We start from the raw sequence: 13,160 nt of genomic DNA on the forward strand, positions 1-13,160 counted from the left end.
GGGTGGTCCTTAGGCGATTGCGTTCGATAGGATTACAGCAGTTCTTTACGCAGTTGGGCTGGGCTTTTTGGCGAGAGTAAACCGGGAGCTATATCAAACACGGTTTTCGCACCAATATCACCTAAGCGGGCCAGACGATGCACCGCGCGGGCATACGCAACCAACACACTTGACGTGAATTCAGGGTTACTGCCTAACGCTAATGAATACTCAATGGTTTGTTTGCTATCAACACCGGTATGACCGCTGCGAATGACAAAGCCACCGTGCGGCATGCTGCTGTGTTCTTGCTCAAAGGTAGCCTGATCGATAAAGTTAACTACCGTATCGTAATCAGCAAAGTAGTCTGGCATGGTGACAATACTGTCACGTACAATTTCTGCATCAGCGCCATCGTCCAGCACTACAAAACACTCTCGAGTATGTTTCTCTCGAGTGCTTAATTCTGGTTGTTCACCACTGCGCACGCGTGCCATCGCGTCTTCAGAGGGCAACGTATACTGCACTGCTGATTTAACCCCTGGTACACGACGTACGGCATCTGAATGCCCTTGACTCAAGCCTTTCCCCCAAAAGGTATAGGTTTCGCCTTCGGGTAGAATCGCTTCACCAAATAAACGATTCAGTGAAAACAAACCTGGGTCCCAACCCACTGATAGCATCGCGACACGACCGGCATCACGTGCCGATTGGTCCAGTGCGGCATAGTACTCAGGTACTTTAGCGTGGGTATCAAAGCTGTCCACGGTATTAAAAAACTGTGCCAAGTACGGTCCTTGCTCGGGTAAATCCGACTTAGAACCGCCGCAGAGAATCATCACATCGACTTCATCTTGGTACTGCTCAACATCACTCATGGCATACACCGGCACGCTACTATCCAGCAAACTCACGCTAACCGGATCACGGCGGCTAAATACCCCGACCAAACGCATATCTGGATTTTGTGCCAGCGCTGCTTCAACGCCACGTCCTAAATTGCCATAACCGGCAATCGCTACTCTGATTCGATGAGTCATGATGTCTACCTTTACAGTTAAAACAAAAACACGGTTAAACGTACAGTGCGCTTATGGCTTACTTTTTTCAGCCAGCGCGACGGCTTTAAACATAGCCCGACGCTTATTGAGGGTTTCTTCCCACTCCAAGGCAGGCTGCGAGTCGGTCACAATCCCCGCGCCAGCTTGTACATGCAGCTGGCCGTTTTTAATCACTGCCGTACGGATCGCAATCGCAGTGTCCATATTGCCATTCCACGCCCAGTAGCCGACCGCACCGCCATACACACCACGCTTAACCGGCTCGAGCTGATCAATGATTTCCATTGCTCGAACTTTCGGCGCACCAGACAATGTCCCGGCAGGCAAAATCGCGCGCAAGGCATCCATCGAGTTCAGCTCACTGCGTAACTGTCCGGTAACATTGGAGACGATATGCATGACGTTGGAGTAGCGTTCAATAATCATTTTCTCGGTGACTTTAACACTACCGGTTTGCGCGACTCTGCCAACATCGTTACGGCCTAAATCAATCAGCATTAAATGCTCAGCCAGTTCTTTCTTATCGGCTAAAAGCTCTTGTTCAAGCGCCTTATCTTGCTCTTCAGTCGCACCACGTGGACGGGTACCGGCAATCGGACGTACAGTGATTAAGCCATCTTCCACCCGCACCAGAACTTCTGGCGAACTACCCACCACATGAAACTCGGCAAAGTTAAAGAAGTACATATAAGGCGTAGGATTAAAGCAGCGTAGCGCACGGTACAAATCAATGGGAGCCGCAGTAAAAGGCACTGACATCCGCTGCGAGATCACCACCTGCATGCAATCGCCAGCGGCAATATACTCTTTGATTTGCAACACCGCTTGTTCGTAATCAGTACGGCTGAAGCTCGAAGTAAAATCAGGCTCAATGTCATCAATGGCATTGAGATCGACTCCGAGGCGTGGCATCAGCGGCTTGCGCAATTGTGCACTGAGCAGCTCAAGCTCAACTAAACCTTGCTGATAGGCATCAGGCGTATTGGGGTCAGCTAAAACAATTAAATGCAGCTTGCCGGATAAGTTATCAAACACCACCACGGCATCCGACACCAGCAATAAAATATCTGGCGTACCCAGTGGGTCTGGGTTCGGACATTCGGCTAAACGTTGCTCGACATAGCGCACGCTGTCATAACCAAAATAACCGACCAAGCCACCATTAAAGCGCGGTAAACCGGCGAGCGTTGGCACCTGATAACGCTGTTTAAAGCTTTCGACGAAAGCCAACGGATCATCGACTTCAAGATCTTCGACCACGCGCTCATCAGTGATCACCCGCACGCGTTTACCGTCAACACGCAAACGGGTGCGGCTGGGTAAACCAATAATAGAAAAGCGCCCCCACTTCTCACCTCCTTGGACAGATTCCAACAGGTATGAGTAAGGCGCATCAGCCAACTTTAAGTAAATAGATAGCGGGGTATCAAAATCGGCCAGCGTTTCGCGGGCCAAAGGAATGCGGTTATAGCCTTCTGCAGCTAAACGCATAAACTCTTCTTGGGTCATATCAGCCTCGTGGCAAGAGGGAAAACGGAAACACAAACAATGCCGCCATAATGGCGACGCATATAAATTAGACGCGCCAACGCCAACGGCCGGATGCCGCTGATAACGTGCCTATCAATAGTTTGCGATCAACAACCACGAGCGGGTCCCTTGGAGTGGACTGAAATATTAGATAACACTAGCTCAGGCCATGCTAACGCGCAACCGCTAGATGCGAGTTTCTACTATTTTCCCTAGGAACAATCGCTGTTATTGGCAAAGAATAGATAACTGAGCGCGCAGACCCGGCGCACGCAGCATAAAAAAGTCTGCCATGAGCCATTAAGGTCATGCCTAGAAATACGCAAATCGCAGACTTGATCATCTCTTTTATCCGAGGTGTGAGGATTGTATTAGATATTCACGAACGTCTACTGCACTGCCACTGAACTCAGTGACACCTTTTTTATGCAATAACTGGTATTCATACATAGGGTCGTAATACTGGCTTAATATAATTTTAATCCATTCCCGATGTAGGCTGTTATCACCTTGCTGTTGCTCAACCAATGCTTGTTGCAGCAACTCATTAACCTGCTGATACAGTTCACCACCTAGACGCTTTTGTATTCTCTGCAAGGAATCGCTTAAGTCATGACTGAAGGCGATAAAACCAGCGTCTGCACCTTCAACTTGCTGCCATTCCTGGCATTTATGCAGAATATAATTACGAAAACTATGCTCTACACGTTGCTCCAAGGTTGCAGTCACAACAATGATAGGGGCCACGCTCATACGCTGATGCAGATCTAAAGGAATGGCACTACGACCGATCAGCCTGCTTTCATCTTCGAGCAAAATACGCTGCTGCGGTTGTGCATGGTGTTGGCGTAAAAAGGCAATCGCCAACGTATTTTCAAAATTAATCTGTGAAGGTTGTCCGGCGGGTCGCTTACCAAAGGAACTGCCGCGATGGTGAGCAATACCCTCCAGATCAATACTGTTGTCCAGAGTATTGAGCAGATCTGTTTTAGCGCAACCGGTATGCCCAGCTAAAATACAAAAACGACTCGCAGCAACGATCTGCTCTTGGCTATCAATTAGAAAACGACGCATGGCTTTGTAGCCACCGCTGATACGCGGATAATCACAGCCGGCGTCCTTCATCCACTGCTGTACGATCTGGCTGCGTAAACCACCACGAAAACAGTACAAATAGCCGTCTGGATTATTACGGGCAAAGGCCAGCCATTGCTCCAGCCGTTGCTGTTTAATCTCGCTATGCACCAATTGATGGCCTAGCGCCAGAGCAGCTTCTTGCCCTTGTTGTTTGTAACAGGTACCGACTTTGCTCCGCTCGGCATCGGTCATTAGTGGCAAGTTGACTGTATGCGGAAACGCACCCTTATCAAACTCCAGCGGCGCACGGGTATCCATCATCGGTGTATCAGCTAAAAACAGACGGGTAAAATCTTGGCTATCGGCGCGGCTCATGGCCGCACTTCAATGCGATAGTCATCGCGCGCCGCAATTAATTCACCAATCGATTGCGCATAGACACCCGCTGTCGCGAGCACCTGCTCTAGCTCTGCGGCATGCTGTGGCTGTACCGCAATTAATAGACCGCCACTGGTTTGTGGATCACAAAACAGTGCACGCTGCTCATCGGTTAACGGCGCGAGTTTATCGCCGTATGATTCAAAATTACGCGTAGTGCCGCCGGGCAAACAACCCTGTGCAATATAATCTCGCACGGGTGTCAACAGAGGAATATGTTGCTCAAATAACACCGCATTGACGCCACTGCCTTCACATACTTCCAACAAGTGTCCCATTAAGCCAAAACCAGTGACATCGGTAAGCGCTTCCACACCAGGTAAGTGTGCAACTTCAGCGCCGATTTTATTCATTTGACACATCACATCACGTGCTAAAAATTCGTGCTCAGCTCGTAGTTTTTTCTGCTTTTGCGCAGTGGTTAAAATACCCACGCCGAGCGGCTTGGTCAGATACAGTCGGCAACCCACCGTGGCAGTGTTGTTTTGTTTTAACTGATCTTTATTGACGATGCCGGTCACGGCCAAACCAAAAATGGGTTCGGGTGAATCAATGCTATGACCACCCGCCAGCATAATACCGGCTTCAGCACAGGCCTGACGGCCACCATCGATCACACGTTGCGCGACTTCAGGCGGTAGCACGCTAATCGGCCAGCCAAGAATGGCAATGGCCATGATCGGTCTGCCACCCATGGCGTAAATATCGCTGATAGCATTGGTGGCAGCGATGCGACCAAAATCAAACGGGTCATCGGCAATTGGCATGAAGAAATCGGTGGTACTGAGAATCACCTGACCGTTGCCAATGTCATACGCGGCGGCATCATCTTTACTGCTGTTCCCCACTAACAAGTTAGCATCGGTCGGCAAGGTCAAGCTAGACGCCAGAATTCGATCGAGTATTTTAGGAGATATTTTGCAGCCGCAGCCGGCACCGTGACTGTATTCGGTTAAGCGTATTGTAGGTACGGACGTCTCATCATTCGGCTGATTGCTGATTGGATTGTTCACTAGCGGCTGATCCCTAAATTGATAAATTACTCATTTTCAGCTGCGTATGATACAACCCGTAAGGCAGCAGTGAAAGCAGCAGGCGCCCGTAGCATTATATTTGTAGTGATATTGTTTTTTAATGGCCAGTGCATCACAGAGGCTAACCTAGCCACTGCAATTGTTTGGTAGAGCTTGAATACGGAGGGCCAGGCTGACGCTCTATTTCATCCAGTCCGTCACGCTTATGCCAAGCAGTACCAACTGAATAAACAGGTGTGTCTAATACAGCTAATACGCCTGCAACTATAGAAATAGCTCGCGTAAATCATCCACCACTAGCGCTGGCTTATCAGCACTGATTGGCTCGCCATAGTTATAACCATAGGTCACAGCAACACAGGCCACATTCGCCGCATGTGCAGCCTGCACATCATTACGCGAATCACCGACAAACAAACACTGTTCTGCAGTGACCCCTGCTTGTTGCATCACCCATAACAATCCGCTTGGATCAGGTTTTTTCTGAGCAAAGGTATCGCCACCAACAATCCATTCAAAAAACTCAGCCATCTGTGTATCAGCCAACAGTTGCGGTATGAATTTCTCGGGCTTGTTGGTGACTAACGCAATTTTAATGCCGAGCAGGTGCAAAGATTGCAATGTGTCTAAGGCACCGGGGTACAGCGTGGTTAAACTCTCACCGACGCCATAGACCTGCATAAAGATCGCCAAGGCCTCAGCTTCTTGCTCAGCGCTGATAGCCTGATGATCAAAGTCATCGGCCAGTGCTCGGCGTACCAACACGGGAGCACCATTACCCACCCAGTTGCGCACCTTATCCATGCCAGCAGGCGCACGACCTAACTGCAGCAGCATCTGATCAGTGGCAACGGCCAGATCAGGCACTGAATCAATTAAAGTGCCATCCAGATCAAACATCACCAATTTAGGTAATTGCCCGCCTAATACGCCTGCTAACGTTTTCACAGCTTTACACCTGCCAATTCTGCGCGCATGGCAGAAATCACTTGCGCATAATCTGGCGCGTTAAAAATTGCGGAACCAGCGACAAAGGTATCGGCACCGGCTTCAGCAATTTGCTTGATATTTTGCACATTAACGCCGCCATCGACCTGCAAGCGAATCGGCAAGCCACTGACATCAATTAACTCACGCACTTCACGTAATTTATCCAGCGTACCAGGGATAAACGACTGTCCACCAAAACCTGGGTTGACGCTCATCAGCAAAACCATATCGACCCGATCTAACACGTACCTCAGCACATCTAAAGACGTGGCGGGGTTAAATACCAGCCCTGCTTTACAGCCGCCTTGTTTAATCAACTGTAAGGAGCGATCAACATGCTCAGACGCTTCAGGATGAAAGGTAATATAACTGGCGCCAGCCTCAATAAAATCACCAATAATGCGATCGACAGGCTTCACCATCAAATGCACATCAATCGGTGCGGTAATACCGTATTTACGCAAGGCCGTACAGACCATTGGGCCAATCGTCAGATTGGGTACGTAATGGTTATCCATCACATCAAAGTGCACCGTATCAGCACCTGCTGCGAGTACTCGATCAACATCTTCGCCTAATCGAGCAAAGTCAGCGGATAAAATAGATGGGGCAATAACAAAAGGCTGCATAATGTCCTCGCTGTAAAATAGATTAAGCATGGCTGTGGTAAGCAGCGTATAAAGCATAAATTAAGAGGTATATCTTAACGCAATTACTCAAACTTCTGAGTTTTAACAGTAACAAAGCCTCATTTTTGAGCGGCTGACAACTAGAGTAATAGACTCTAAAACGTTGATCTGCGCCAAATTACCTGACGCAGAATTTGATTAGTTATAACCAAGCAGTAGACATAAATGCGGCACGACTTAGTCTGTAACCTTCTCAACTTTTGCAGCTTCAATGCTATACGCAGAGTCAGCCAGGTCATTACTGTTAACGTCCACGCGTAAAATCCCCTCGACCCATAAAGGCGCATAGATATCATCTAAAACAATACCTTTTGGATAGCGTACCAGAACAATTTGATTGGGCGGCGGTGGCGGAACATGAATACAAGCGCCAGGGTATGGCACTAAAAAAAATTCTACAAAATGACCTTTCTGGTCGGTTTCTAACGGCACTGGATAGCCACCTAATAAAATCTTAAGCCCATCGAGCGCAGGTACTGTTTGCGCCGAGTACATCACTGCTGGCAAATCTTGAGCGGTCGAACGCAGGCCTCCAGCCACATAAAAGCCACTTTCAGCCTCAGGCGTATCATGACTAATATCAGGCATATCAAGCAGCGCCTGGCGATCCGACTCAGGCATTAAATCCAGCCAGTCAGTTTCTTCCAGTGCTGCTTGTGCCGTACCCACCACCAACAACATGCATAACAAAAAGTAGCGCATAGTTTTCAATTAACGCTTATGCAAAGCTTCAACGATAAACAACAAGACAACTGCACCCACTACAGCGCCAATAAAACCAGCGGGCTGGCCGACCTGATACACACCTAAAGCTTGACCACCATAGGTCGCAACAACAGAGCCTGCCACACCTAAAATAATTGTCATGATTAAGCCTAAACCGCTACGACCAGGCTTTAACAAGCGCGCAAGGATACCAACGAAAAAACCAATAACTAATGTTCCTAATATTCCCATATGGCCTTCTCCTGCATTTTTATAATGATGTTATTGTCAGACCACATTACCGCATTGCGGTTCAGTTTAGCCTACTCTTTTAACAAGGCTTCAAGCTCAGATATTTGCTGCTGTAACTGTTCAACATTTTGACTGCGTATAGTTGCATGACCCACTTTGCGACCGGCTTTTGGTGCTTTGAGGTAGTCGTGCAAATGACAGTCAGCAATGGCTAAGACTTTTGCCGCTTCAGGCACGCTACCAATAAAATTCAGCATTGCGCTATGGCCAACGGTAGCGGTTGAACCCAATGGCAATCCCGCCACCGCACGCAAATGGTTTTCAAATTGACTGCACTCGGAGCCTTCGATGGTCCAATGCCCAGAGTTATGCACTCGCGGAGCAATTTCATTGGCTTTTAAGCCGCCGTCCACTTCAAAAAACTCAAACGCTAAGACGCCAACATAATCCAACTGCGTTAATACGCGACCGGCGTAGTCTTGCGCCAGCGCCTGCAATGGGTGCTGATCACTGGCCACCGAGAGATGTAAAACGCCATCGTTATGGGTGTTATGCACCAATGGGTAACAGCAAACCTGACCATCACGACCACGTACTGCCACCAGTGATACTTCACCAGTAAAGGCGACAAAACCTTCTAAAATGCACGGCACATTGCCTAAATAGGCAAAAGCATCGAGCACATCAGCAGGCTCGCGTAAAACCTTCTGACCTTTACCGTCATAGCCTAAGGTGCGAGTTTTCAGTACTGCTGGCAAGCCAATTTGCGCTACTGCTGCCTCTAAATCAGCTTGCGAGAGTACATCAGCAAACTCAGTGGTAGGAATACCCAAGTCTTTAAACATGGACTTTTCAAACCAACGGTCACGCGCGATACGTAAGGCTTGGGCGCTGGGGTAAACCGGCACAAACTGCTCAAGATAAGCCACAGTTTCCGCAGGCACGCTTTCAAACTCAAAGGTCACCAAGTCAACCGATTGTGCCAGCTGCTGTAGATGTTCTGCTGAGCTGTAATCCGCATGCAAATGCTCTCCCAATGCGCCAGCACAAGCATCCACTGCTGGATCAAGAAAAGTAAACTGCATCCCTAAAGGAGTACCCGCTAGGGCTAACATGCGCCCCAATTGTCCGCCGCCAATCACGCCAACTTTCATGACTTAAGCCTCTCGTGGATCTGGATTATCTAACACTGTTTGCGTTTGCTTCTCACGGTAGGCATTGAGCGCCGTATGAAACTCGGGATACTGATGGCCAATAATACTGGCAGCTAATAAAGCGGCATTAACGGCGCCCGCTTTACCAATGGATAACGTCGCGACAGGCACGCCAGCAGGCATTTGCACAATCGATAATAATGAATCGACACCAGACAACATCGATGACTGTACTGGCACACCCAGCACAGGCAAGTGCGTTTTTGCTGCACACATACCGGGTAAATGCGCGGCACCACCGGCGCCAGCAATAATCACTTGCAAGCCGCGCTGATGCGCGTGTTCAGCGTAACTGAATAATAAGTCTGGAGTGCGGTGTGCAGAAACCACCTGTACTTCATAGGGAATGCCGAGGGTTTCCAGCATTTCTACGCTGTGGCTCATTGTGCTCCAATCCGACTTGGAACCCATAATCACGCCTACCAGTGGACTCATCAGTGTTGCCTCTTCAAGTTTGGGCGCCTATTAGCGCTGCAAAAATAACAAACCACGCAACACGGCGTGGCTTGGTAGATGGTACGGTCAAGAAATCGTAAGCGGCTAATTATAGCGCATTTGTAGCGCATTGCTAAAAGGCTTACCGACCAAAGTAACGATTCTTTACTATTTGTTTAACGCCCGCCCTGCACGGTCAAACCAATCCCGAGCTCAACCGCCAATGCCCAAGGCAATAATAGCGTATCCAGCAAAGCACTAAAGGGTAAATCCAACGCTGCATATTTTGGCGCCTGTGCACCAAAACGTTCAACAGGATAACAGCCGCCTTGCAAACTGTACCAATCCAAACGCGTCCCTGAATAGATCACCGGTGCGCCAGTTTGTGCGGCATCTAAGGTGCGCACACTGGCACAACCACCACTCAGCGTTATACTGATAAGCAGTAACCCAACCAGTGACTTACTCATCCCAACCGGCTTGATGATGCTCACCCCAGCGCGGCAACATATCTTGCGGTACCTGCAAAATATTAAGAATTCGTGCCACGACAAAATCGACTAAATCATCAACGCTTTGTGGTTGATGATAAAAACCTGGAGAAGCCGGCAAAATCACTGCGCCCATATTCGATAGCTTCAGCATATTTTCCAAATGAATACTGGAATATGGCGCTTCACGCGGCACGATAATTAATTGGCGGCGCTCTTTCAGCACCACATCAGCAGCACGTTCAATCAAATTATTACATGCGCCCGTCGCGATCGCGGACAGCGTGCCGGTTGAGCACGGCACCACCACCATGGCACTGGGCGCGCCCGAACCTGAAGCCACTGAAGACATCCAATCTTCTTTACCATAAACACGTATCTGCCCTGCTGCGGCACCGGTATATTCAGTTAAAAACTGCTGCATGGCTTGCGGCTTCGGCGGCAATAGCACATCGGTTTCGGTGGCTAGAACCAACTGCGCCGCTTTAGATATCAAAAAGTGCACTTCACGCTCTTCTTGCACCAAACAATCCAACAAACGTAAACCGTACTGCGCACCCGAGGCACCGGTCATGGCTAAGGTAATCCGCTGTGGACCCATCATGGCTTGTTCTCCAATGCTTCGATCAACTGATTATGAATACCACCAAAACCACCATTACTCATAATCACTACTTGAGTATCAGGCTCAGCCAACGCCACAACACCGGCAATAATGTCGTCTAAGGCGTTGCACACGTGCGTCGGTACCGACGCATTGGCAACCGTTCCCGCCAAATCCCAGCCGAGATTATCTGGCGCATACCAAAAAACATGGTCAGCATCAGTCGTCGATGGCGCTAAGCCTTCACGGTGCGCGCCCAACTTCATTGAGTTTGAACGTGGCTCAATCACCGCAATAATGCGTTGTTTACCGACTTGTTTGCGTAAGCCATCTAAGGTGCTAGCAATTGCCGTCGGGTGGTGGGCAAAATCGTCATACACAGTAACGCCACGCACTTGCGCGAGCTTTTGCATACGCCGCTTAACATTCTGAAACGCAGCCAACGCTTGCGCGCCATGCTCAGCGGTAACACCCACATGCCGTGCCGCCGCTAAAGCCGCCAACGCATTGGCAACATTATGTAAGCCGGTCAAAGGCCACTGCACCACTCCTTGCTCAACGCCATCTAATAGCACCGCAAACGCCGAACCATCTTCTTTGATCAAACGCGCTTGCCACTGTCCTTCGGTGCCTGTGGTCTGCACGGGCGTCCAGCAACCCTTATCGATCACTCGTTGCAACGCGTGTTCTTGCGCAGGATAAATCACTAAACCATTGCTCGGTACCGTGCGCAGCAAATGGTGGAACTGCAATTCAATCGCGGCTAAATCAGGAAAAATATCGGCATGGTCAAATTCTAAGTTATTTAACACCGTGGTTCGCGAATGGTAATGCACGAACTTTGAGCGCTTATCGAAGAAGGCGCTGTCGTATTCATCCGCTTCAACCACGAAGAAGTCAGTCTCGCCTAAACGCGCTGACACGCCAAAGTTTTGCGGCACACCACCAATTAAAAAGCCAGGCTGCATGCCGGCATACTCTAAAATCCATGCCAACATACTGCTGGTGGTGGTTTTGCCATGCGTACCTGCCACAGCGAGCACCCAGCGACCTTGCAGCACATGCTCCGCCAACCACTGTGGACCAGAGACATACGGCAAGCCTGAATCCAGCATATATTCCACTGCAGGATTACCGCGAGACAGTGCATTACCGACCACAACTAAGTCAGGCGCAGGCTGCAGATGCTCCGGATGATAGCCTTGCAGCAACTCAATACCTTGCTCTTGTAACTGCGTACTCATGGGCGGATACACATTGGCATCCGAACCGGTAACGCGATGCCCTAACTCTTTAGCGAGTAAAGCTAAAGACCCCATAAAGGTGCCACAAATACCTAAAATATGAATATGCATATAAACCCCAAATAATTGCTAGCAAGATTAACACAAGCGACAGATCACAGAGGCGTATCAAGCAACTGCAACACATTTGCATCTAGACGTTGTTTTAAGGCACGATTACTGGCCTAGTGATGATCACCTGACCTATAAAAGAGAGTTGCCATGCGCATCATTTCCGCCGACCTAGACCATCTAGACCAACTGACGCCGATGTTTATCCATTACCGTGAACTTTATGGTGCAATGCCGCAGCCAGAGGCCTCAAAAGAGTATTTAGCCGAGCGCCTTAATAAAAAAGAAGCCATTATTTTCTTAGCGTTAGAAGGCGATGTAGCATTGGGTTTCTGCTTGATCTACCCAAGCTTTTCCTCGGTATCTCTGCGTCCAATGTGGATTATTAATGATCTGTACGTCGCCGAAGACGCGCGCCGTAAACACGTAGCCAAACAGTTAATTCAAGCCACTGCGGCACACGCTCGCACCAATGGTGCTGTACGTTTACGTGTGTCAATCAACACCAGCAACGAAATTGCTAAGCGTCTCTACGAGTCAGAAAAATTTCTCGAAGATCAACAGTTCAGTAATTATATTTTACTATTATAAAGTGTCCCAGCCGCCCCATTTGCATCAAGCTAAGCAGCTGGGGTTTGCTCTCCACAACCACAATTGTCATCGCAGCACATCAACACACGGCAATACTTGGTATAGATAAACAAATACCCCTATAATTGCTCTACTTTTTTATTTTCCATTGGATACTCTCATGAGCTTTAGCAAAATCCCTGCTGGTAAAGACCTTCCTAACGACATCTACGTCGCCATTGAAATCCCTGCAAATCACGCTCCAATCAAATATGAAATTGATACTGAAACCGACAACCTAATGGTTGACCGTTTTATGGCGACACCGATGTTCTACCCTGCTAACTATGGCTTTATCCCTAATACTTTAGCGGATGATGGCGATGCTCTTGATGTATTAGTAGTGACGCCTTACCCCGTTGCACCGGGTGCAGTCATTCGCGCACGTCCAATTGGCGTCTTGCATATGACTGATGAAGCCGGTGGTGATGCCAAGCTGATTGCGGTACCGCATGAGAAAATCACCCAGCTGTATAATGATGTTCATGAATACACTGACCTACCACCGCTGTTGATTGAGCAGATCAAACATTTCTTTGAAAACTACAAAGACCTGGAAAAAGGCAAATGGGTTAAAGTTGAAGGCTGGGGCGATGCTGCCGCTGCACGCGCAGAAATCACTAAAGCTGTCGCTGCCTACAACAAGTAAAATCCAAGCAGTAGCAGTCGTTACTCG

Annotated in this window: 15 protein-coding genes; 2 read left to right on the forward strand and 13 right to left on the reverse strand. The window is 48.8% G+C overall.

The features are described from left to right. Window positions 1-32: 32 nt before the first annotated feature. From JYJ62_RS08255 to mpl, 13 genes are all read right to left on the reverse strand, one after another. A complete protein-coding gene (locus JYJ62_RS08255; RefSeq protein WP_205341740.1) occupies window positions 33-1,019 on the reverse strand; it encodes a diaminopimelate dehydrogenase in 987 nt (328 codons plus the stop codon). A gap of 51 nt (window positions 1,020-1,070) precedes the next feature. Next, on the reverse strand, window positions 1,071-2,549 hold the full coding sequence (gene trpE, locus JYJ62_RS08260) for an anthranilate synthase component I (RefSeq protein WP_205341741.1): 1,479 nt from the start codon (window positions 2,547-2,549) through the stop codon (window positions 1,071-1,073). Between the two features lie 369 nt (window positions 2,550-2,918). Beyond that, window positions 2,919-4,022 carry a tRNA 2-selenouridine(34) synthase MnmH gene (gene mnmH, locus JYJ62_RS08265; protein WP_205341742.1) on the reverse strand — a complete coding sequence of 368 codons (1,104 nt, stop codon included), beginning with the start codon at window positions 4,020-4,022 and terminating at the stop codon, window positions 2,919-2,921. Further along, window positions 4,019-5,047, reverse strand: coding sequence for a selenide, water dikinase SelD (selD, locus tag JYJ62_RS08270; protein ID WP_269751411.1), 1,029 nt, complete (start codon window positions 5,045-5,047; stop codon window positions 4,019-4,021). Before selD ends, mnmH begins: the two co-directional genes overlap by 4 nt. A 336-nt stretch (window positions 5,048-5,383) precedes the next feature. Continuing rightward, a complete protein-coding gene (locus tag JYJ62_RS08275; protein ID WP_420042829.1) occupies window positions 5,384-6,067 on the reverse strand; it encodes a phosphoglycolate phosphatase in 684 nt (227 codons plus the stop codon). Then, window positions 6,064-6,738: a ribulose-phosphate 3-epimerase gene (gene rpe, locus JYJ62_RS08280; protein ID WP_205341743.1), complete on the reverse strand. Its 675-nt coding sequence runs from the start codon at window positions 6,736-6,738 to the stop codon at window positions 6,064-6,066. Before rpe ends, JYJ62_RS08275 begins: the two co-directional genes overlap by 4 nt. Before the next feature lie 237 nt (window positions 6,739-6,975). Further along, window positions 6,976-7,500 (reverse strand): DUF3299 domain-containing protein, encoded by a 525-nt coding sequence (locus tag JYJ62_RS08285; protein WP_205341744.1) that lies wholly within the window; start codon window positions 7,498-7,500, stop codon window positions 6,976-6,978. A gap of 9 nt (window positions 7,501-7,509) precedes the next feature. Beyond that, window positions 7,510-7,755 (reverse strand): GlsB/YeaQ/YmgE family stress response membrane protein, encoded by a 246-nt coding sequence (locus JYJ62_RS08290; protein WP_205341745.1) that lies wholly within the window; start codon window positions 7,753-7,755, stop codon window positions 7,510-7,512. A 71-nt stretch (window positions 7,756-7,826) separates the two neighbouring features. After that, the gene (locus tag JYJ62_RS08295; RefSeq protein ID WP_205341746.1) at window positions 7,827-8,909 is read right to left on the reverse strand and encodes a 5-(carboxyamino)imidazole ribonucleotide synthase; all 1,083 of its coding nucleotides are present in this window, start codon (window positions 8,907-8,909) and stop codon (window positions 7,827-7,829) included. Window positions 8,910-8,912: 3 nt separating this feature from the next. After that, on the reverse strand, window positions 8,913-9,404 hold the full coding sequence (gene purE, locus JYJ62_RS08300) for a 5-(carboxyamino)imidazole ribonucleotide mutase (RefSeq protein WP_205341747.1): 492 nt from the start codon (window positions 9,402-9,404) through the stop codon (window positions 8,913-8,915). Window positions 9,405-9,580: 176 nt separating this feature from the next. Then, window positions 9,581-9,874, reverse strand: coding sequence for a YceK/YidQ family lipoprotein (locus tag JYJ62_RS08305; protein ID WP_420042830.1), 294 nt, complete (start codon window positions 9,872-9,874; stop codon window positions 9,581-9,583). Beyond that, complete coding sequence (gene ubiX, locus JYJ62_RS08310; protein ID WP_205341748.1) at window positions 9,867-10,499, reverse strand: flavin prenyltransferase UbiX; 633 nt, start codon at window positions 10,497-10,499, stop codon at window positions 9,867-9,869. Before ubiX ends, JYJ62_RS08305 begins: the two co-directional genes overlap by 8 nt. Continuing rightward, on the reverse strand, window positions 10,496-11,854 hold the full coding sequence (gene mpl / locus JYJ62_RS08315; protein ID WP_205341749.1) for a UDP-N-acetylmuramate:L-alanyl-gamma-D-glutamyl-meso-diaminopimelate ligase: 1,359 nt from the start codon (window positions 11,852-11,854) through the stop codon (window positions 10,496-10,498). The genes ubiX and mpl overlap by 4 nt, the downstream gene beginning before the upstream one ends. Before the next feature lie 150 nt (window positions 11,855-12,004). Here mpl and JYJ62_RS08320 point away from each other — a divergent pair, with 150 nt between their 5' ends. Both JYJ62_RS08320 and ppa read left to right on the forward strand, forming a co-directional pair. Next, window positions 12,005-12,445, forward strand: coding sequence for a GNAT family N-acetyltransferase (locus JYJ62_RS08320; protein WP_205341750.1), 441 nt, complete (start codon window positions 12,005-12,007; stop codon window positions 12,443-12,445). Between the two features lie 160 nt (window positions 12,446-12,605). Beyond that, window positions 12,606-13,133, forward strand: a complete 528-nt coding sequence (gene ppa / locus JYJ62_RS08325; RefSeq protein WP_205341751.1) for an inorganic diphosphatase — start codon at window positions 12,606-12,608, stop codon at window positions 13,131-13,133. Window positions 13,134-13,160: the final 27 nt, after the last annotated feature.

The sequence above is a fragment of the Denitrificimonas caeni genome, assembly GCF_905120345.1.
GTDB lineage: Bacteria > Pseudomonadota > Gammaproteobacteria > Pseudomonadales > Pseudomonadaceae > Denitrificimonas > Denitrificimonas caeni_A.